Annotated in this window: 12 protein-coding genes and 1 tRNA gene; 5 read left to right on the top strand and 8 right to left on the bottom strand. The window is 71.8% G+C overall.

The features are described from left to right. Positions 1 to 7 precede the first annotated feature (7 nt). A complete protein-coding gene (locus OV090_RS48355; protein WP_267711906.1) occupies positions 8 to 1,783 on the top strand; it encodes a HEAT repeat domain-containing protein in 1,776 nt (591 codons plus the stop codon). A gap of 69 nt (positions 1,784 to 1,852) precedes the next feature. Here OV090_RS48355 and OV090_RS48350 read toward each other — a convergent pair. From OV090_RS48350 to OV090_RS48340, 3 genes are all read right to left on the bottom strand, one after another. Continuing rightward, a tRNA-Phe gene (locus OV090_RS48350) sits at positions 1,853 to 1,925 on the bottom strand. A gap of 334 nt (positions 1,926 to 2,259) precedes the next feature. Next, complete coding sequence (locus tag OV090_RS48345; protein WP_267711904.1) at positions 2,260 to 4,128, bottom strand: carotenoid oxygenase family protein; 1,869 nt, start codon at positions 4,126 to 4,128, stop codon at positions 2,260 to 2,262. A gap of 130 nt (positions 4,129 to 4,258) precedes the next feature. Beyond that, on the bottom strand, positions 4,259 to 5,887 hold the full coding sequence (locus OV090_RS48340; RefSeq protein ID WP_267711903.1) for an alkaline phosphatase D family protein: 1,629 nt from the start codon (positions 5,885 to 5,887) through the stop codon (positions 4,259 to 4,261). A gap of 375 nt (positions 5,888 to 6,262) precedes the next feature. Here OV090_RS48340 and OV090_RS48335 point away from each other — a divergent pair, with 375 nt between their 5' ends. Continuing rightward, a complete protein-coding gene (locus OV090_RS48335; protein ID WP_267711902.1) occupies positions 6,263 to 6,904 on the top strand; it encodes an SMI1/KNR4 family protein in 642 nt (213 codons plus the stop codon). A gap of 36 nt (positions 6,905 to 6,940) precedes the next feature. On the opposite strand, the gene OV090_RS48330 is transcribed toward OV090_RS48335, so the two are convergent. Further along, a complete protein-coding gene (locus tag OV090_RS48330) occupies positions 6,941 to 8,728 on the bottom strand; it encodes a serine/threonine-protein kinase (protein ID WP_267711900.1) in 1,788 nt (595 codons plus the stop codon). Positions 8,729 to 9,027: 299 nt separating this feature from the next. Here OV090_RS48330 and OV090_RS48325 point away from each other — a divergent pair, with 299 nt between their 5' ends. Further along, entirely contained in the window at positions 9,028 to 10,341 is a 1,314-nt protein-coding gene (locus OV090_RS48325; RefSeq protein ID WP_267711899.1) for a hypothetical protein, read from the top strand. Between the two features lie 143 nt (positions 10,342 to 10,484). After that, on the top strand, positions 10,485 to 11,492 hold the full coding sequence (locus tag OV090_RS48320; protein ID WP_267711898.1) for a PDZ domain-containing protein: 1,008 nt from the start codon (positions 10,485 to 10,487) through the stop codon (positions 11,490 to 11,492). A gap of 129 nt (positions 11,493 to 11,621) precedes the next feature. On the opposite strand, the gene OV090_RS48315 is transcribed toward OV090_RS48320, so the two are convergent. Genes OV090_RS48315 through tssI form a run of 3 tightly spaced genes read right to left on the bottom strand, consistent with a single transcriptional unit; the run spans position 11,622 to position 15,621 of the window. Continuing rightward, complete coding sequence (locus tag OV090_RS48315) at positions 11,622 to 12,872, bottom strand: TIGR02270 family protein (protein ID WP_267711897.1); 1,251 nt, start codon at positions 12,870 to 12,872, stop codon at positions 11,622 to 11,624. Beyond that, positions 12,872 to 13,342: a DUF6484 domain-containing protein gene (locus OV090_RS48310; protein WP_267711896.1), complete on the bottom strand. Its 471-nt coding sequence runs from the start codon at positions 13,340 to 13,342 to the stop codon at positions 12,872 to 12,874. The genes OV090_RS48315 and OV090_RS48310 overlap by 1 nt, the downstream gene beginning before the upstream one ends. Before the next feature lie 56 nt (positions 13,343 to 13,398). Further along, a complete protein-coding gene (tssI, locus tag OV090_RS48305; protein WP_267711895.1) occupies positions 13,399 to 15,621 on the bottom strand; it encodes a type VI secretion system tip protein TssI/VgrG in 2,223 nt (740 codons plus the stop codon). A 149-nt stretch (positions 15,622 to 15,770) separates the two neighbouring features. Here tssI and OV090_RS48300 point away from each other — a divergent pair, with 149 nt between their 5' ends. Then, positions 15,771 to 18,065: a serine/threonine-protein kinase gene (locus tag OV090_RS48300; protein WP_267711894.1), complete on the top strand. Its 2,295-nt coding sequence runs from the start codon at positions 15,771 to 15,773 to the stop codon at positions 18,063 to 18,065. Between the two features lie 39 nt (positions 18,066 to 18,104). Here OV090_RS48300 and OV090_RS48295 read toward each other — a convergent pair whose 3' ends face one another. Continuing rightward, positions 18,105 to 20,135 (bottom strand): M13 family metallopeptidase, encoded by a 2,031-nt coding sequence (locus tag OV090_RS48295; RefSeq protein ID WP_267711893.1) that lies wholly within the window; start codon positions 20,133 to 20,135, stop codon positions 18,105 to 18,107. Positions 20,136 to 20,206 lie beyond the last annotated feature (71 nt).

Here is a 20,206-nt window from a genome sequence, read left to right as displayed (position 1 = left end):
GCCGCTCATGGCGACCCGACCGACCGATCCGGCCAAGCCCGCGACCGAGCGACGCGACAGCGCCGCGCCCGAGCTCGCGCCGGAGCGCCGCCAGCAGCTCGCCCAGGCCGTCGCCGACGCCGGCTTCACCCCTGGCCGCCACGACCTGCGCGACGTCGTCGAGCTGCTCGGCGACGACGAGGACCTCGCGGTCCACGTCGAGCGCGCCCTCCTGCGCGCCGGCGCGGCCGCGGCCCCCGCCCTGCTGCGCCGCTTGCCCGGGGCCGAGCCGCCGCTGCGCCCGCGCCTCGTCCGCGTCCTCGGCCGCCTGCCCGCCGACCCCGCCGTCGACATGGCTTTAAAAACATGTCTCGACGACCATGACCCCAAGACCAGGCGCAACGCCATCGGCGCGCTCGGCAAGCGCGGCGGCCCCGACGTCGCCGCGGCCCTGCTCGCCCGCGCCCGCGCCGAGGCCTCGCTGCCGCACCTGCGCAGCCTGGTCGAGGCCCTCGGCAAGGTCGGCGACGCCGACGCCCTCGCCTGGCTCGACGGCCTCGAGAGCGACGACCCCGAGCTGCAGCGACTGACCGCGCGGGCCCGCTTGATGCTCGGCCGCAGCCTCGGCCGCGGCGAGGTGGGCTCGGCGATCGACCTCGACGCGGTCGCCGCCGGGCCGCGCCCGCTGGTGCTCGGCTGCCGCCCCGGCCTCGAGCCGCTGCTGGTCGACGCGCTCGGCCCCGGCTTCGCCCCGCGGATCCTCGGCCCCGGCCGCGTCGCCGCCACCCTCCGCGGCCCGCTGCGCGACCTCCTCGCAGTCCGCCTGTGGACCGAGGTCGGCCTGCCGCTGCCGCCCCTGTCCCGCGGGACAGATCTGCCCGCGACCATCGCCGCCGTGCTGACGGGCCCCGAAGCCCGCCGGATTTTTAAGACATATACCAAGGGACAGGTCCGCTACCGCCTCGCCTGGGCCCGCGGCGGCCACCGCCGCGCCCTCGTCTGGCAGGTCGCCGCCGCCGCCGCCGCGCAGTGGCCCGAGCTCGTCAACGACCCGCGCGAGACGACCTGGGAGGTCGTCGTCGACGACGCGGGCCTGCTCGTGCGCGCCGAGCTGCGCCCGCGTCGCTGGAGCGCGACCGACAAGCCGGGCGAAGGACTCACCGCGCCCGCCGCCGACCGCGAACCCTCTCCCGCCGAGAGGCCATCCGAGTCCGTCGACGACAAGCCCGCGCTCGAGTCCGCCGACCCGCGATTCGCCTACCGCAGCGGCGACGTCCCCGCCGCCTCGCACCCGACGATCGCCGCCGCCCTCGCGCGACTCGCCGAGGTCCGCCCGGACGACGTCGTCTGGGACCCGTTCGTCGGCTCCGGCCTCGAGCTGTGCGAGCGCGGCCTGCTCGGCCCGGCCGCGAGCCTCCTCGGCACCGACCTCGACCCGCGCGCCCTCGCCGTCGCGGCGGCCAACCTGCGCAACGCCGGCCTGCGCGCCGAGCTCACCCAGGCCGACGCCACCACGCATCGGCCGACCGGCGTCACCCTGATCGTCACCAACCCGCCGATGGGCCGACGCGTGCATCGCGGCGACGTGGGCCCCTTGCTGACCGCCTTCGTGGCGAACGCGGCGGCCGTCCTGGCCCCCGGCGGCCGCCTCGCGTGGATCTCGCCGCTCCCGCGGGTGACGGACCCGGCCCTCCAGGCGGCCGGCCTGGTCCTGCGCGGCTCGCTCACCCTCGACATGGGCGGCTTCACGGGCCAGCTCCAGCGCTGGGACAAGCCGCTGCGCCCGCCCGGCCGCCGCCGCTGATTCGGGACCAAAAGCGAAGAGGCGGGGCGCCGCGCGCTCCGCCTCTCCTGCTGTCGCCTTTTTCGAGAGTGCCCAGGGACGGAATCGAACCGCCGACACGGGGATTTTCAGTCCCCTGCTCTACCAACTGAGCTACCTGGGCGTGGGGGCGCAGTGGTACGAGATCCGCGGCCGGGCGTCAAGCACCTGGCGCTCCGGACAGGCCCGCCGAGCACCCGCCCGGCGGCTCGATTCCAGAGATATTTCTCACCACCCCGAAGGCTCCGCGAGCGCCATCCCCTCACCTCGGCTCGGGCACCCGGAGCTGCCAACAATTCGGAAATCCCGAAAAGTCGGTACCGCCCAGGCGCACTCCAGACATTGAGGGCCGGACCGATCGCCTCACGCCATTCGCAACCACATCGCTAGCGCGCGTGCGATCGCGGCCTGAATCCTCGGAGCCGCGATTCGCCGTCCGCGCTCACGCGACCTCGCGCTCAGAACTTCGGGAACACCGCGTTCAGCAGCAGCGAGTCGACGTCGTCGCTCTGCATCACGCGGCCGAGCGTCTCATTAAAAAGATCGGAGAACGCCAGCGACCCGAGCGCGCGGGTGCGGATGTACTCGAGGTCCAGCTCGCTGCGGATGTCGACCTGGTAGTCGCGGCGGCTGGGCTTCAGCGTCGGCACCCACGAGCCGTGGATCGTGAACGCGAAGTCGAGCTCCGAGTGGCCGAGGCGGGCGACCGGGCCGCGGGTGATGTCATTGGCGTCGAACAGCCACAGCTCCTCGCCGGTCGAGCCGAGCGTGTGCGGCACAGTCTCCGACGCGTGGGCCAGCACTGCGATGTAGCCGTCGCGGGCGTGGCGGGGCCCGCCGCGGCGCGGGATGAAGTTCGGCGACAGCAGGCTCCAGCCGTTCGGCGCCGTGTAGCTGCGCAGCGCTCCCGTCGTCGTGTCGATCTCGAGCAGGCGCGGCGGCTCCCCGTCGGCCAGCGGCAGCGCCCCGATGTCCACGCGCGGCGCGTACGCCGACAGCAAGCGGGACGGCACCAGCTCGGGCGCGAAGCCGCTGGTGTTGTAGTACACGACCTCGATCGGCTTCTCGGGCCCGCGGCGCGCGTATGTCCCGAGGGCAAGGCCCCACGTCTCGCGGCCCTCGACGAAGCGCGACTCCGCCGTGCCCGACGGCACGTGGACCTTGTGGATCCCCAGGCGACCGCGGGCCAGGGCGCACGGGATCTGCATGCCCGCGACCTCGATCCCGGCCTCGCCGCCGCTCAGCAGGTCCTCGCCCTCGTGGATCCACTCCGACACGTCGAGCGTCGGCGTGTGCGGCACGATCAGGCGCACGGACTCGCCGTCGTCCTCGAAGTCGGCGTAGAAGTGCACCGACTCGCCCTCGAGCTCGATGCGGTGGGCCAGCACCGGCGTCGGCAGGTCGGCGAACCCGCCCGCGCGCGGCCGCAGGTCGCTGCGGCGGATCGCGTAGATCACCGTCGTCGGCCGCTGCGTCCGCATCGTGCTCGCGCCCAGCAGCTCGCGCAGCGGCTCGACCGGCAGCACCTGGCCGAGCACGTCGAGCGCCAGCTGGCGCATCTCGACCACGAACGCCGAGTCCTGAATCAGCACCCAGTTGCGGGTCACCTGGATCTGGTGCACGCACTGGTGGATCTGGATCGCCTCGCCGTCGCGGTCGATCAGGGTGAAGTGCTCGAGCGCGCGACCTGTCCAGCGGACCAGGTGCGAAAAGCCAGGTCGCCCGCCAGGCGCCGGGTTGGAGAAGTTGACGGTGAACAGCTCGCCGGTGGCCTCGTCCTCGGCCGGGTGGGCGGTGCTCAGCACCAGCGGGAAGGCCCACGGCACGGGGATCGATCCGAGCCACTCGTCGGCCTTGCCGATCGGGGTGACGAGCTCGAGAGTGACCGGGTCGAACTCCCACGGGCGGCCGGCGTCGGTCGTCACGATCATGCGGTCGCGCAGCGGGATCGGCGAGTTGCTCAGCACCGTGCGGATCCCGAGCAGCGGCGAGATCCGCGACAGGCCGATGTCGCGGAACTGCATCAATTCGCCGAAGTTGGCGGCCGCGCGGTCGGCGTAGTGACACGGCGGCCGCATGATGTTCTGCGTCAGGCGGATCCGGTCGGGCTCGAGGTCGAAGCGGTACAGCGTGCCCTCGCCGGTGAAGGCCGGGCGGCCGAGCGAGGCGATCGAGCCGGCGATGAACAGGTGCCCGTGGATGTCCCCCGGTAGCGCGCCGTCCAGCACGTTGAGCTCGAGCTCGCGGCGGTGACCGTCGAGGTCCTCCGCGCCGCTGCTGAGCATCGACGTCGGCATGATGCGGCTGGGTCCCTGCGGGATCTCCATGGGGCTCATCGTCCCGGATCAGCGTCTGAAAGCCGCCGGATCGCCCACCGCGCGGCCGTGCGGATCCTCAAGGCTCCCGCGCGCGCGAACGCGCTGGAGGACATGTCCCGAAGTTCACGTGTAGCCCGCGTCACTTCTGGGTCAGCGTCTCGCTGTACGCGTCCTGCCCGCTGTCAGCGTCGATGAAGCGGACCAGCACCTCGTCGGCGGCCGGGTCGAACGTGATGATGCAACCGTGCGGGTTCGACGAGCCGAACGAGAATTGCGGGGCGGCGAGGAAGTCGCCGAGGATGTTGGTGTTGCCGCCCGTCACGGCGATCTCGCGCGTCTTGGCGACCACCCCGTCGCCATCGGGCTCGACGTGGCTGATGAAGCAAGTGTGGAAGTCTCCCGACAGGAACCAGACGTTGGCGATGTCCTCGGCGGCGATGAAGTCGAGCAGCTCCTGGCGCTGGACCGGGTAGCCCTCCCAGCGGTCGTTGGCCGCGAAGTCCCACGGGATCGTCGGCATGTCGGTGATCGGCACCGAGTTGAGGATCACCTTGAAGTGGCACGGGCTCGACTGCAGCCGCTCCTTGAGCCAGGCCATCTGCTCCTTGCTGAGGTAGATCGGGTCGGCCGAATTGGCGGTCGACGGCTTCCGCTCGGTGCGGCAGTCGAGCACGATGAACTCCGCGGTCAGGCCCCAGCGGAAGCTCTGCCACACGCGAAACTCCATCGGCGTGTCGGTCACCGGGATCGCCTCGAAGTACGAGGTCATCGCGTCCTGCAGCCGCTGCGGATCGATCGTCTCCGGGTTGAAGTCGTTGGTGACCTCGTGGTCGTCGAGCGTGCAATAGAGCCCGGCCCGCGCGTAGGCCAGCGCCATCCCGCCGCCGTCCGCCACCGCCAGGTACGCCTGCCAGTTGCCGCGGTAGTCCGCCAGCGACATCTCGCCGTCGTTGTAGGCCATGTCGCCGAGGTGGAGGAACACGTCGTAGTATTCGTCGCTGGTCCGCTGCAGCGCCGGCCACGGGAAGTTGTCGAGCCCGTTGCAGCACGAGATCGCCACGGTCAGCGGCTCCATCGCGTCGTCGGCGATCGCGGTGCGGAACTCGCCGAGCACCCCGCGCGCGACCGGCTCGCCGCGGTCGGTGGCGAAGAAGCCGTAGCGGTACCACTGCCCCGGGCACAGGCCGTCGACGAGCTGCCGCAGGTAGCCGTTCTCGTCGGGCGTCACCTCGAGCTCGCGGACCACCCGCACCGTGCCCTCGGCATCACCGGGCTGCCACACCCGCAGCAGCACCGGCTCCGGCAGCTCGCTGCGGCCGTGGAGCAGCGCCGACTCCTGGCGCATCGCCCCCGCCATCACCGCGGTGGGGAAGCGCGCCAGGTCCTCCGCCACCGCGTCGGGCGCGAACGCGATCTCCTGGCCCTCGCACGCCTGCGGCTGCGCGCCCATGTCGCTCGGCTCGCCGGTGCTCGTGCTCGTGGTGCCGTCGTCGCCGGTGCTCGTCGAGTCGGCGCCCGTGCTCGACGTCGTCGTCCCGTCGCCGGTGCTCGTCGAGCTGCTCGTCGTCGGCGCCCCCGTGGTCGGCACGTCGCCGCTCGTGGTCGTGCTGCTGCCGTCGCCCGTGCTGCTGCCGCCCGGACCCTCGGTGCCCGCCATCACGTCGTCGGCGCACGCCGGCACTGCCACCAGCGTCGCGCCTGCGAGTTTTAAAAAGTCTCGCCGTGCGAGCTTCCGTCGGCCCTCGGGCTGATCGTCGTGGTCGGACATCGGGCCCGACTTTATGAGCACTTCGCATCACATCGGCGCGAACTCGGCGTGACCTTCAGCGCGCGCCCGATCGGCCCTCCGGATGCAGAAGGGCCGAGCGCGTGACCGTGAAGACACGCCACGCGGATCGTATGACGCCCGCGGCGAAGCGCCGTCGCGGCCTGTCCAAAAGGACATGTCCATCGTATCACACCACATGTCCCGAGAGACATCATCGCTCCGTCCTCGCGCTGCGCGAGCGGTTCCGGGGCGGCGACGCTCAAGACGTGTGCAAAGGTCGGACCCGTGTGAGCGTCCTCGCTGTCGTCGGCCGAGGGAACGCCCAGGCCATGCCGCCCGAGTTCAGCGAGCGCACGCCGTGCTAGACGTCTCGCCATGAGCGACAGGGACGCGGCTCTGATGGCCCGCATGCGGGCGTTCTCTTGGCCCGAACGAGCGCCAGTGCGGCTCGAGGATGCCTGGGCGTTTCTTCGCGCGCATCCCCTTCCGCCCGATCGCTTCGAGCTGCGCAGCGCGGGCGCGGGCGAGCAAGCGCTTCACCACGCCGAGGTGGCGCTCGGGCGAGCTCTCCCACTCGTGCTGCGACAGGCGCTCGGCGAGCACGACGGGATCGTCGAGCGATGGACCAACTCCGGGCCATTCTTCGCGGGGGCCGCCGAGCTCCGTGGAGAATGGGACCGCTTCGAGCGCGAGTGGCAGGAGTTGCAGCAGTTGCTCGACGAGGGAGAGCTCGAGCCCGGGGACTGGCAGGGCATCGGTCCGACCGAGGTGCAGCTCGACCAGCTGTTCCCATTGGGACACGAGCAAGGGGGGCACATCTGCTTCGTGCTCGACACGAGCCGGACGTCGTCGGTCGGCGAGCACCCCGTGTTGTGGTTCGATCCCGAGACCCCTGAGTTGGTCGCGCGGTGGCTCTCGCTGGGCCACTTCTTGGCCTGGATCGCGTGCGACGCCCAGTGCCATCCGCAGCGCCCCCGACCGCCGGACATGGGCCGGCTGTTTCCGCGGCGGTCCTAGCTGCGCTCGAGCTGTCCCGTGGGACAGCTCGCCGCCTCAGTACACGCGGAAGCTGTAGTCGAAGAACGCATGTTTGAAGCTGCTGCCGGCCGGCACCGGCAGGCGGGCGTCGCGGATCAGGTCGATCATGCACACCGCCGCGGGGTCGGAGGCGGCGCGGCCGACCGGCTTGATCTGGGTCAGGCGGCCGTCCTTCGTCAGCACGAACTTGAAGGTGACCGTGGCGTCGATCTCGACCCCGTTCTGGCGGCCGCACTGGGCCGCGGCCGGGCGGTAGGGCTTGAGCAGCTCGTCGATCTGCGCCTCGGTGACGACCGTCGCCTCGTTGGGGTCGTCGACGATGTCGTAGTTGACGGGCTCCTTCGCACCTGTCTCGGAGGACCTGGTCGTTCGGGCAGCCTTGAACGCGTTCGGCTCGGGGTCGCTCGGCGGCAGCGGGTCGGGCGGCGTGGTCGGCAGGGCGACCGGCGGCTCCGGCTCGGGCGGCGGCTCGTCGGGCTCGGCCTCGATCTGGGGGTCCTGCGTCGGCGCCGGCGGCGTGGTCTCGAGCACGCGCGGGTCGGTCGCCGCCGAGGGCTGACCGTCGGGCGGGAGCACGGCCGCGGCCGGCGCGACGACCGGCGCGGGGCCCGGCGGCTGGGCGCCGGTGAGGAACTCGAGGCCCGGCGTCCCGGCGAACACCCAGGCGATGAGGCCCGCGGCGATCAGCGCCAGGATGATGGTCACGCCGACGCTGCTCTCTTTGACGGCCGCGGAGGTGCTGGCGGCGCTGCGAGACGGGCCGGACAGCGCCTTGGTGCGGATGGCGGCGGCTTCGGTGCGGCCGATGCGGGTGTCGTCGAGCAGAGCGAGGCGCAGTTCCATGATGTTTTGATAGCGCTCCTCGGGGGCCTTGCTCAGGGCCTTGAGGATCACTCGCTCGACCACGCCGGGGATGTTGGCGTCGGGCGCGACGCGCCGCGGCGGGATCGGCGTGTCGAGCAGCTGCATCGCCAGCACGGTCGTCTGCTTGCCGCTCTTGAACGGACACGAGCCGGTGAGCAGCTCGTAGAGGAGGACGCCGACGGCGTAGATGTCGACGCGCGGGTCGGGCTTGGCCCCGCGGATCAGCTCCGGCGCCATGTACTCCGGGGTGGACAGCAGCACGCCGCCGGCCAGCAGGCCCTCGGGCAGATCTTCGTCGACGATCCGCGCGAGGCCGAAGTCGACCACCTTGACGTAGTCGTCGCTGGAGGCGTGACGCACCCGGTAGACGTTGCTCGGCTTGAGGTCGCGGTGGATCACTCCTTGCGCGTGGGCCGCCTCGAGCGCGTCGCAGATGTGCAGGAACATCGGCAGCACGCGCGTCCACGGCAGCGGCCCGTGGCGGCTCAAGGTCTCGCGCAGGCTCTCGCCCTCGAGGTACTCCATGACGATGTAGGCCAGCCCGGCCTCGATGCCGAAGTCGACCACGTCGCCGATGTGCGGGTGGTGCAAGCGCGAAGCGACGCGCGCCTCCTGGACGAAGCGCCGCTGCACGACATCGAGCGCGCCGCGGTTGAAGTTGGCGTTGCGCAGGATCTTCACCGCGAAGCGCCGGTCGCCGCCGGCCGCCGCCCGGGCCTCGTACACCGACGTCAGGCCGCGCCCGCCGAGCGATCGCACCAGGCGGTAGTTGCCGAGCACGCGATCGACCAGGTCGTCGGGGTCGTCGGGCTCGACGACCTTGGCGAAGCCGGTGCCGCTGCGCGACGCGGGGTCCGCCTCCTGCGCGAGGCTGGGGATCTTGATGACTCCCGAGGATTCACCGGGGGCCGGCTCGTGCGAGTGGGACGACGGGTCCATAGGGCGGGAGCAGCGGGAGCGACGGGACCGGCGCTAGCATAACCGAGGGTGGCGACCTGGATCGAATCCGTCGCCAGAACGCGAGAGTCCGCGCGTTATCGCACAATCGACGCGGCAAAGAAAGCAGCTTGCCGCAGCAGCGCGACTCGAAGCTGTCCCTTGGGCCAGGAACTCAGGAGCGCGCGGGACCCGATCCGTCACGGATCGTCGAACCTCGCCAACGACGCCTCCGCACACCTACCGGCGTCGGACTCGGCTTGTAATCACCGGGCCCGTCACGCATCGTACTGAGGTCCGTGATGCTCTCTGCTCGTCGCGCCGCGTTGTCTCTGGTCTGTTTCGGCGCGCTGGCGCTCGCGTGGACCTTTGCGCCGGCCGAGGCCGCCGCGGCCCCCTCGGTCGGCCCGCCGCCCAAGCTGCCCGACATCGGCCCCCCGCCGATGCTGCCCGACGTCGGCCCGCAGAACGTCCCGCCGACCAGCCCCGCCCCGTCGACGCCGCCCACCACCACGGCACCCGCCCCCGTGAAGCCCGCTCCCGGGCCCCCGGTCATGCGACCCACGGTGCGGCCGACCCCGGCGCCCACCCCGCCCGCGCCGCCGGTCGCCGCGCCTGAGCCCCCGGCCGATTCGGTGCCCCCGCCGGCCGCGCCCGGTTCGCCGCCGACGGCGAGCCCGGTGCCGACGCCGCCGCCACCTGTCTCTTCGGGCAGCCCGCCCGACGGCGACCCGCTGCAGCCCGAGGGCCCCAAGCCGTCGTCGGGTCCGGCGGACACGCGGGCGCCGATGATCGAGGGCGCCGACCCGACCGGCGCCGAGGCCAAGAGCGACAAGCCGGCCGAGCCGAAGTCGCAGGAGGACATCGAGGAGGAGGCGGCCCGGGCGCGGCGCAAGCAGCCGAAGAAGTGGCGCCACGCCGGCCTCATCGTCGAGCCGCGGTTCGGCACTCTCGGCTGCACGCGACAGTTCTGCGCCGGCAGCAACGGCCACGGCGAGCGCCCCGGCGCGCTGCTCGGCGGCTTCATCGGCGGCAACCTGCTCGGCCTGTTGGACATCGGCATCGAGGCCCAGTGGGGCACGCTGCGCCCGCGCGACATCGAGGGCAAGAACGCGGTGGCCCTGTATGGCATCGACCCGGCGCGCCTCGAGCAGGCGCTGTCGGAGCGGCTCGGCACCGAGGTCGACGTCGACTTCAACCAGCTGATCGTCAACAGCGCCAAGGCGCGAGCCGTCAGCGCCGGCCCGGCCCTGCGGATCCACTTCCTCCGCAAGGGCCGCGGCGTCGCCTATATCGGCACCGGCATCCACTACCAGCTGTGGCGCAACCGCTACGAGACCACCGGCGGCCCCACCCGCATGGACTTCCACGGCTTCGTCGCCCCGTTCCGCGTCGGCGGCGGCGCCTTCGTCCATCCCAACATCGCCGTCACCGGCGAGTTCGCCTATCACTACGCGTTCTACGTCATCACCGGGGTCAGCCACCCCGAGCTGTCTGGCGTGGCGCCGCTGTCGATCATCGAGGGCGCGGCGCTCGACGCCGGCACCAACCTCCGCAAGGGCTTGCCCCACTTCTGGTCGTTCTCCGTCAGCGTCCGCTTCCGCCTGGGTCTGTGAAGCGAGCTTCACGACGCAAGGGGCCGGCCGCGTCGCCCGCAGGCCCCCGGAGAGCCCCGCCGGCCCACGAGTTTCGGACCGCGCTCTTTACGCACGTCGCCCGGATTTGACGCTCGCGGGGCCCCGCTCTAAAGTCCGCGGCGATGCTCCGCGGTCTCGTTCACCGTCTCGTCCCCCTCGGCTTCGCCTCCACACTGGCCCTGTCGGCCATCGCCGCGTGTGACGGCGCCGGCTCGGCCCCACCGACCATCGAGGTCACGAGCGAGCAGCTCAAGCCCGGCGGCGTGTACATCACCTACGTCCTCGGCTGCGACAAGGGCTGCGACCAGCTCGGGCGCGGTGACCTGGTGCTCGAGCTGAACGGCCAGCCGGTGACCTCGGCCAAGGACCTGCGGGTCAGCCAGATCGCCACGGGCCAGCCGGTCAAGCTCAAGGTGCAGAAGAAGAGCGGCCAGGTGGTCGATGTCGAGATCGTCGCCACCCCGAGCGAGAAGCTCCCCCCGATCAAGGAGGCCCCGCCGTTCTGGTCGGTCGGCGCCGCCGACCTCGACAAGGCGCCCCAGTGGGCCCGCCGCAACCTGTTCGGTCACGCCAGCCTCATGATCATGCTGATGAACATGGACGGCGGCTCCACCGACGGCCGCCAGATGGCCGGCAAGAAGCGCCTGATCCTGTTCTGGGACTGGGCGACCCGCGAGGAGCAGGCCCAGGCCGCCAACATGCTGCGCGTGCTGCAGATGGCCCGCGACGACCTGCAGAACTCCGGCGTGGACATCATGTTCACGCACATCACCTTCCCGTCGAACAACCTCGGCGACGGCAGCCCGCGCGTCCGGCCGATGAACGACTCCGGTCTGCGCGACTGGGAGAAGACCAACGGCCAGTCCGACAAGGGCCCGCTGCCGACCTACCGCTTCCCCAACGCGACCGAGTACCAGGCCTCGCGCGAGCTCGGCCTCGAGGGCGCGACGACCTACCAGCAGTACCTCCGCCAGTCGCCGGCGATCGTGATGCTCGACGAGGACGGCATCATCCGCTGGCACTCCGAGGGCATCCAGTCCCCGCCCGCCGGCGACGAGCTGTCCGGCAAGGGCAAGGACGACCAGTGGACGATCATCCAGGCGATCGAGTTCGCCAAGAAGGACCTCTGAGCCGCCGCTAGCTGGCTCTCGCGCCATGGCCCTTCGGACCTGTCCGAAGGGCCATTTGCGTTTCTGCAGCTCGCCTCTGCGGCACGGGTTGGCGGTGAGCCAGAGTCTCGGCGCCCCTCGGGCTGGCGCTCAGCCGGCCCCGAGCGCGCGGCGGAGCACGGCCAGCTCGGCCAGTTGTCGGGCCGTGGGCGCGCGGGTCTGCAGGCGCAGCAGCACGCCGCGCGGGGCCCGGAGCTGCAGGTCCAGCAGCAGCGCGGGTCGCCGGCGCATCGGCCCGCTCGTCAGCGCCTCGAGCACCTCGGCGCGGCTGCGCGGCTTGCCGTGCAAATAACGCACCCCGTCCTCGAAGCGCGGGCGCTGGCGCAGCCACCACTGCATCGTCGGCAGCGGGTCGGGTCGCGGCAGGTCGTGCTCGGGCGTGTGCTCGAGCGCCTCGTCCTCGACAGTCACAGTCAGGCCCGCGTCGTCGAGATCGATGCCCGTCAGCACCTGCATCATCTCGCCGATCAGCGGCCCGCACTCCGCGTCGTCGAGCCACTCGAGGCACGCGTCGACCAGCTCCGGCGTGCCCACGTGGCCGAGCGCGTGAATGGCGGCCGGGCGCCGCGACGCATCGCTCAACGCCGCCTGCACCGCCGCGCGATCGCCAGGCGCGTCGCGCAGCGCCAACAGCACCAGCGCCGGCCCGCCGCCGGGCTCCTCGGCCCGCGCGCGTACGCGCGTCCACGTCGGTGTCGGCGCCAGCACCAGGCCGGCCGCGATCGCGGCGTCGACCACCTGCGGCTCGTCGTCGCCGAGCCCGGCCTGGATCGCCCGCACCGAGCCCTGGGCCTCGCCGGGCAGCGCCCGCAGGCCCAGGCTGCGCACCGCAGGCTCGTCGCTGGCGAGCAGCACCGACAGCGCCTCGCCGAGCGGCTCGTGGCGGAACACCAGCGCCTCGGCGCACGCGGCCACCAGCGCCTCGTCGACGTCGGTCAGCCCGGCCCGCAGGCGCGCCAGCAGCCCGGGGTGATCGATGCACGCGAACGCGCGCACCAGCGCCGGCCGCTGCTCGGGCAGGTCTTGCAGCACCGCGAACAGGGTCTCCAGCGCCGAATCGACGGGCCCGAGCAGCAGCGCCGCCGCGGCCGCGCTGACCCGCGCCGATTCATCGGACTCGAGCGCCGGTACCAACAATCGCTCGGCCGCCGCTTCTCCGCCGATCACCAGACCGTCGATGTGTGCCAGCAGCCGCGATTCGACCCCGGCAGCGACCTCCGCGAGCGTATGATTGGGGGCGACCAGGCTCTGCTCCCACGATTCCCACAGGAACTCGGCCTCGTCCAGGTGCTCCTCGAGCACGTCCCACAGCGGCTCGTCGTCGCCCTCGCGCGTGCTCATCAGTTGATCTGCACCGAACCGCCCTTGATGCGATTCGTGCCCTTCGCGCGGGTCTCGACGTAGGCGCCGCGAATCACCAGCTTGCCGTCCTTCTTGAGCGAGATGCTGGCCTCGCCGCAGCGCAGCTCGACCTCCTCCGTGCCGGTGAGGACCACGCGCTTGCCGTCGACGCGGGCCTCGCGGGCCGAGCCGGGCGCTTGCACGAGGCCGACGATCAGCGGCCGCGACGGGTCGCCGCCCTCGAACATCAGCGCCGCCGGCTGCCGCGTCTCGACCGCGACAGTCAGCGCGCGCGCGTCGAGCTCGACCAGCAGGCGCGCCGGCACCGGCCCGGCCGGATTGCCGGGGAAGTCGACCAGCGGCGGCTCGGCGGCGGTGAGCCAGCCGAGGATCACCGCAGGCAACGCCGGCGCCGGGGTCGGCGGGACGATCGGGACGACGCGGGACGATGCGGGGCGGCGCGCGGCCATGACTTGCTCCTCGGTGGCGGACGGCTCAGGCGTGAGAGAGAGAGGAAACGGACCGGTCAGTTGAGCTTGATCTTCGAGCCCTTGACGGTGACCTCGCCGGAGGCCTTGATGCTGAGCTTCTTGGCCTGGATCGTGATGTCGCCGTTCTTCTTGAGCACGACCGTGGCGTTGCCGCACTGGATCGACAGCTGATCGGCGGCGACGACCGCGGCCTTCTTGCCGGCCGCGAGGTTGAGGTTCTCGCCGGCGGTCACGTTGACGTGCTTGCCGGCCTGCAGCGCGATGTTCTTGCCGGCGCTCTCGGTGATGTTGTCGGCCGCGCTGACGCTCTTGGCCCCGCCGACGCTCTCGGAGCTGCTGCCGCCGACGCTGACCGCGCGGGCCAGGCCCACCGTCTCGGACTTGGCGAGGCCGACGTTCTCCGTCATCGCCCCGCCGACGGTCACCGCATAGGCGGCGCCGACGGCCAGGGTGCTGGCGATGCCCACGGTCTCGGCCTTGTTGGCGCCGATCGACTCGGTCTGGTCGGCTGCGACGGTGAAGGTCGCGCTGGCGCCGACTGTCTCGGTGAGATTCGAGCCGACGCCGATCGACATGTTGGCGCCGATCCGCTCGACGTGCATCTTGCCGACCGTGATCGTGCGGTCGTTGCCGACGTCGATCGTCTCGTCGTGGCCGATCGCCACGCTGCTGTCGTGGCCGACCGAGCGCGACTCGTCGTTGCCGACTGACTGCGTCTTGTCGTGCTCGATGACGATGTTCCAGTCCTTCTGACCGTGGAGGAAGATCTCCTCGCTGCCCTTCGCGTCCTCGAAGCGCAGCTCGTTGGAGCCGCCGCCGCCGGGGCTCGACTCCGACTTGATCGTGCTCTTCGTCTTCTGGTCGGGTAGCGGATAGGGCGGCGTGTTGACGCCGGTGTAGATCCGCCCGGTGATGATCGGCCGGTCCGGGTCGCCCTCGATGAAGTCGACGATCACCTCGTGACCGATCCGCGGCAGAAACATCGCGCCGAAGCCGTTGCCCGCCCACATCTGGCTGACGCGCACCCAGCACGAGCTGCCGTCGTCGAACGCGCCGCGGCGATCCCAGTGGAACTGCACCTTCACGCGGCCGTGCTCGTCGACGTGGATCTCCTCGCTCCCGGGGCCGACCACAGTCGCAGTCTGCACCCCGTGCACCGTCGGCTTGACCGTCCGCCGCGGCGCGCGATACGGCAGCTCGGCGGCGGTGCATTCGAAGCGATTGGTGTACGAGAATTCGCCGGTCGCGCCCTCGTCGAGCACCTGCGGCTGCTCGCCGCGGTGGGCCACGCGGATCAGGCGGTACTCGCCCTCGAGGTGAGGGTGCGACTCGTCGGCCACGTTGAAGAAGTAGCCGGGCGCCAGGCGCGGACTGTCGCTCTCGCCGCTGCCCGAGCGGCGGGTCGCCTGGACCGCCTCGAGGCGCATGCGCGCCTGCTTGCCCGCCGTCTCCGGGCCGCCGCGGCCGCCGGCCTGGAAACCCCCCGGATAGTCGTAGAGCTCGCGCCCGTCGCCCTGCCCCTCCTCGGCCTCGACCTCCTCGGCGGGGGTGTGCAGGTTGCGGTCGCGCAGCGAGACCCGCTGCGGGCGGATGCTCTCGCCGAGGGTGAATCGCAGCAGTCGCTCGCGCTCGCGGGTGGCGTTGAACCCGAGCGCCGGATCTTCGGCGATCGGCGCCCCGCCGTCGGCCTGGTCGGTGATCACGAGGACGTGCTTGTCCTCGTGGTGCTCGAAGAAATAATACAGGCCGTCGGCTTCCATCAGCCGACTGATGAAGTCGATGTCGGTCTCGCGGTATTGTACGCAGTAGTCGCGCGGGGCGTAGGTCGCGTGCAGCTGGGTCCGCACCCCGGCGCGCGGGATGCCGGCGGTCTCCAGCACCTTGGCGACGATCTCGGGCGTCGATTGGCCCTGGAAGATCCGGCTGCCCGCGCGCTGCTGGAGCGTCCAGATCTCCGGCACCAGAGTGACCTCGTGGAGGGTGTAGCTCGACGATTCGCCGATGTAACGCGCGTCGCACACCAGGCCGTGGATGTGCCGCGGCGCCTCGCGGCCGTGGATCGTCAGCACCGCGGCGTGGCCGACCAGGTCGTCGAGCGGGATGGTCACCGAGGCGAGCTCGAAGCGGAACCCGAACAGCGAAGAGACGGCCTCCTCCCCGCTGAAGCGGACCACCCGCAGCTCCTCGCTGCAGCCGTCCACGGTGAATGTGAACATCGATCGATTGCCCAGCAGGGCGCTGCTGCCAGTTTCCGTCATGAGCGCTCGAACGAGTCCGAAAAGCTACTACATGCGATCGGCCTCGACAAGGCGCGGCGGCCCGGCGACGAAAACGCCCCATTACAGCTGCGACGCTCGCGCGACTTCGGTCATGTCATATGCGGTTGATCGCCCGCGAAGATCCGTGGATGCTCGGCCAAGTCGTGACGGACGCCAGCGAGGCGAGAGCCAAGGTCGGAGACGTGCTCGGCGAGCGCTGGGAGCTGCGTGGCCCCGCCGGCGGCGGCGGCCTCGGCCAGGTGTTCCTCGCCTGGGACCGAGAACGCCGTCAGACCTGCGCGCTCAAACTGTTCGACGCCGCCGCGGTCTCGTCGGAGGCGTTCCGCCGCTACACCGAGGCCCTCCGCAGCGCCGCGGCGGTGAGTCACCCCGCGGTCGTGCTGCCCCAGACGCCTGTCGTCGCCGGCGGACCGCGCTTCGCCGTCGGCGAATGGGTGGCGGGCGCCGACCTCGACACACTGCGGGCCAGCGGCGGCCCGCTGCAATGGTCGCGGGCCGCGGAGATCGTGAGCACCTGCGCGGACGCGCTCGCGGCCGTGCACGAGGCCACAGGCCTCGCGCACCGCGCGCTCAAGCCCGGCAACGTGCGGATCACCGAGAGCTCGCAGGTGCGGCTCCTGGACCTCGGAATCGCCGAGATCGCGGTCTCGCCGGTGGCCCCGCGCCCCGGCGGCGCGTTCGTCGATTACCGCGCGCCGGAGCAGATCGAGGGCCAGGCCGGCGACGCCCGCTCCGACGTGTTCACCCTCGCGGTGCTGCTATTCGAGGCGACCACCGGGGTCCATCCATTCACCGCATCGTCGGCGTTCAAGGCGGCCCACCGGGCGCTGCAATCGACGCCCGATCTGTCGACCGCCGGGCTGCCGGCCCAGGCCCGGCCGCTGCTGACGCGCGCGCTGGCGCGGCGGCCGGAGGAGCGCCACGCGAACGCCCGCGAGTTCCTGCGCGCATTGACCCTGGTGCGCCAATCGGTCGGCGGCATGGCCCCGCGAGCGACCGCCGGCGACAATGCACCCACCGCGGAACCGGCGGACGAGCCGGCCCCCGTCGCCGACCCGACCACGCAATTGCGAATCCCGGTGGCCCGGCCGAAGCCGCCGATCGCCGCTGCCGAATCGCCTGTCCGCGGCCCGAACCGGGACGCTGCATTCGCGGCACCGGTCGCGCCCGCCACCGCCGACTCGCCGCCCGCTGCGGACGAACCAGAGCTGCTCGGCTCCGGCACCGACCGACCGATCCCGGCGCAGCCGCCGGCGGCGAACAAGCCGACGCGCGAATCACTGCAGCAGCTCGACACCGGCCGCCTCGTCACCCCCGAACCGAGCACCGAGCGCGACGCTCGTCGGCCCGCGAGCCCCGAGCTGACCATGCAGTTGCCCGAGCCGGCCAAGGTGCCCCGAAGGTCAGGTTCGGCCGAACGCGACTCGCGGCAGGCCGCGCCGAAGGCCGCCAGGACGCGGCCCGAGCCCAACACCGTGCCCGCGCCGCAGGACCTGCCCGCCGAGTGGATCACCACCGAACGCGACTTCCGGCGCCCGTCGCCCGCGCGCGAGGCGACCGTCGCCTTGCCGCTGTCAGGTGAGCTGTCCGAGAAGCCAGGTCGCAGGACGGCCCATGCGACAGATCGCCCGCCGGCCGAGTCGACGGTCGCCCTGCCCCTGTCCGGTGAGCTGTCCTCAAAGCCAGGCACGACGGTCCCCGAGCGTCGGCGCCCGACCTCGCCGGACAAGACCGCGCCCCAGGCCAGTTCTGAAGATCCATCCCGACAGCCAGCTCTCCCGGCCGACTGGACCACCACCGCGCGCGACGGTCGGCGCCCCACCGCCCCCGAGACGACCATGGCCCTGGCCCACGACGACGGGCTGACCGAAAAATCAGGTCTGCCCGCCGCCTGGACCACCACCGAGCGCGACGGTCGGCGGCCCGCCCCCGAGTCGACGATCGCCCTCCCCGATCCCGCTCGCCTCGATCCGGGCGCGCACGAGGACGCGGCGACGACGGCGATGCCGACGCTGCGGCCGCGTCCGAAACGACCTGTCCCCGAGGACACGTCCGAAGATCCCGACGGAGATGAGCGGACCCGGGCGCTGCCACGAATGACCGGACGAGCGCCGACCGAGGGGCGCCCCGAGTCGACGATCGTCCTCGACCAGGGCGGCGCGCGGCCGGCCGAGGCGACCCTGGCGCTACCCGACCCGAAGGACATCCCCGCTCGCAACGAATCGACTCGGGTGGTGTCGAACTCCGGCGAGCAGGTCCGGGCGATGCGGTCGCAACGCCCGGCAGGCGCCGCGACGCCGCGAGAGCCGGCTGCCGAGGCGCATGCCGACAAGCCGTGGCTGTCGCCGCGTGGGCTCATGTTTTTCAACATCGGCCTCGGCGTGTTGATCCTCGCCGCGCTCGCCGTCGTGCTCACCCGCTGACCAGGTGCGCCGACGATCCGGGCCCGCCGGCGAGTCGCGTCAATCCGTGCCCCAGAAGGACACACGCTGCGACGGCGGGAGATAGAGGCGGTCCCCCGGCCGCACGTCGAACGCGACGTACCAGGCGTCGAGGTTGCGCACCGTCCACGTGCGCTCGCGGGCGGGAGCGTGAGCGTCGGACAGCAGCTGGGCCCGCAGCGCGTGGTCGCGGTACTTCGTCCGCCACGCTCGCGCCCAGCCGAGGAAGAACCGCTGCTCGGGCGTGAAGCCTTTAATAAGGTCATTGGTGCCGCCTCGTGAGCGACGATAGGCCGCGAGCGCCAACTCCAAACCGGCCAGGTCGGCGATGTTCTCCCCCACCGTGAGCGAGCCCTGGACGTGCTGCCCCGGGAGCGGCTCGTAATCGTCGTACTGGGCCACGAGCGCCGCCTCGCGGCTGTGGAAGTTGTGCTCGTCTTCCGCGGTCCACCAGTCGCCGAGCCGTCCGTCGGCGTCGTACTTGCGGCCCTGATCGTCGAACAGGTGGCTGAGCTCGTGGCCGATGGTGGCCCCGATGCCGGCGTAGTTGAGGGCGGGATCGGCGGACGGATCGAACAGCGGCGGCTGCAACACCGCTGCGGGAAAGATGATCTCGTTGACGCTCGCGCTCGCGTACGCGTTGGGGACCGTGACCGGTGCCAGCCATTCGTCGGGATCCGGCGGGGCGCCCAGCCGCGCCACCATCCGCTCGAACTGAAACGCGCTGGCGCGCGCCAGGTTGCCGACCAGATCGTCGCGCACGATCTCGAGGCCGGCGTAGTCGATCCACTTGGAGGGATATCCGAGCCTGATCCGGGTCCGCGCCAGCTTGGCCCGCGCCCGCGCGCGGGTCTGCGGCGCCATCCAGGCCGCGCGGGCCAGGCGCTCGTCCAGCGCGGCGATCAGGTCGGCGACGAGCGCATGCGCCTGCGCCTCCGCCTCTGGCGGAAAGTGGCGGGCGACGTAGGCCTGGCCGACCAGGTCGCGCAGCACGGAGCCGACCAGCATCACGCCACGCCGCCAGCGGGGCAGCAGCTCGAGCGTCCCGGCGAGCGCCCGGCCGTAGAAGGCGAAGCGCGCGTTCTCGAAGGGCGGCGACAGGTACCGCGAATAGCTGGTGAGGACGCGCAGCCGCGCGTGATCCTGCAACACGGACAGCGGGGTGCGGCGATAGACCTCCGCCTCGCCGGCCAGGGCGCTCGGCTGGGCGACCACGAGGATCGACGGCTCCGCGAAGCCCATCGCCGCCAGGGCGCGGCGCCAGGGGAAGCCCGGCGCGAGCCGCTCGAGCTCGAGCGGCGTCTTCTTATGATAGGTGCGCACCGCGTCGCGTGAATCGCTCGCCGACCAGTGGGCCCGGGCGAGCGCCGTCTCGAACTCGAGCACTGCAGCCGCGCGCGCGGCCGCGTCGGCCTCGCCCGCGAGCGACAGCATCGTCTCGAGGTATTCACGATAGTCGGACCGAATCGCAGTCATCCGCGATTCGGTATTTTCATAGAATTCGCGATTGGGCAGACCGAGCCCGGCCTGGCGCAGGACTAAAATGTGTCGCCCGGGTTCGCGGTCGTCCGTCTCGACGCTGACGCTGAACAGCCCGCCGACGTCGAAACGGGCCAGCCGCGCAGTCTCGACGGCCAGCGCCTCGTGGTCCGCCGCCGACCCGATCGCCTGCAACCACGGCGAGATCGGGGTGATGCCGCGTCGCGCCACCGTCGCCTCGTCGATGAAGCTCGCGTAGAGGTCGCCGAGCTGCGAGCCGGGCGTGCGCGCTGCCTCCTCGACGATCGCCCGCAAGCGCTCGGACGCGTCATCCTGCATCTGCTGCGTGGTGCCGAACGAGGGCCGGTCCGCGGGGATCGGCGTGCGCGCCTCCCAGGCGCCGTTGGCGTAGCGGTAGAAGTCGTCGCCCGGCGACACGCTCGGGTCCATGCCGTCGAGGTCGAAGCTCCGAAGGGCCGCGAGCGGCGGCGGCGTCGGCGGCGGAATCACTGCAGGACAGGCGGCGGCCAGGAGGGTCAGGCTGACGATGAGGCGGCGAAATCGTGGGTTCATGGGCGTGGATCCTCGAGCGCCGGCGCGCAGCCGGCGCTCGCAGCCATGACGGACCCCGCCCGCTCCGCGGA

It is taken from the genome of Nannocystis sp. RBIL2 (genome assembly GCF_026626745.1).
Classification (GTDB): Bacteria; Myxococcota_A; Polyangia; order Nannocystales; family Nannocystaceae; genus Nannocystis.
The sequence above is the reverse complement of the archived record's forward strand: the minus strand, read 5'-3'. Positions and strand labels throughout refer to the sequence as shown.

What these genes read in the sequence shown, in the direction of transcription:
- OV090_RS48355 (WP_267711906.1), top strand. Translation starts at nt 8, where the DNA reads ATGGCGACCCGACCGACCGATCCGGCCAAGCCCGCGACCGAGCGACGC.
- OV090_RS48345 (WP_267711904.1), bottom strand. Translation starts at nt 4,128, where the DNA reads ATGGAGATCCCGCAGGGACCCAGCCGCATCATGCCGACGTCGATGCTC.
- OV090_RS48340 (WP_267711903.1), bottom strand. Translation starts at nt 5,887, where the DNA reads ATGTCCGACCACGACGATCAGCCCGAGGGCCGACGGAAGCTCGCACGG.
- OV090_RS48335 (WP_267711902.1), top strand. Translation starts at nt 6,263, where the DNA reads ATGAGCGACAGGGACGCGGCTCTGATGGCCCGCATGCGGGCGTTCTCT.
- OV090_RS48330 (WP_267711900.1), bottom strand. Translation starts at nt 8,728, where the DNA reads ATGGACCCGTCGTCCCACTCGCACGAGCCGGCCCCCGGTGAATCCTCG.
- OV090_RS48325 (WP_267711899.1), top strand. Translation starts at nt 9,028, where the DNA reads ATGCTCTCTGCTCGTCGCGCCGCGTTGTCTCTGGTCTGTTTCGGCGCG.
- OV090_RS48320 (WP_267711898.1), top strand. Translation starts at nt 10,485, where the DNA reads ATGCTCCGCGGTCTCGTTCACCGTCTCGTCCCCCTCGGCTTCGCCTCC.
- OV090_RS48315 (WP_267711897.1), bottom strand. Translation starts at nt 12,872, where the DNA reads ATGAGCACGCGCGAGGGCGACGACGAGCCGCTGTGGGACGTGCTCGAG.
- OV090_RS48310 (WP_267711896.1), bottom strand. Translation starts at nt 13,342, where the DNA reads ATGGCCGCGCGCCGCCCCGCATCGTCCCGCGTCGTCCCGATCGTCCCG.
- tssI (WP_267711895.1), bottom strand. Translation starts at nt 15,621, where the DNA reads ATGACGGAAACTGGCAGCAGCGCCCTGCTGGGCAATCGATCGATGTTC.
- OV090_RS48300 (WP_267711894.1), top strand. Translation starts at nt 15,771, where the DNA reads ATGCTCGGCCAAGTCGTGACGGACGCCAGCGAGGCGAGAGCCAAGGTC.
- OV090_RS48295 (WP_267711893.1), bottom strand. Translation starts at nt 20,135, where the DNA reads ATGAACCCACGATTTCGCCGCCTCATCGTCAGCCTGACCCTCCTGGCC.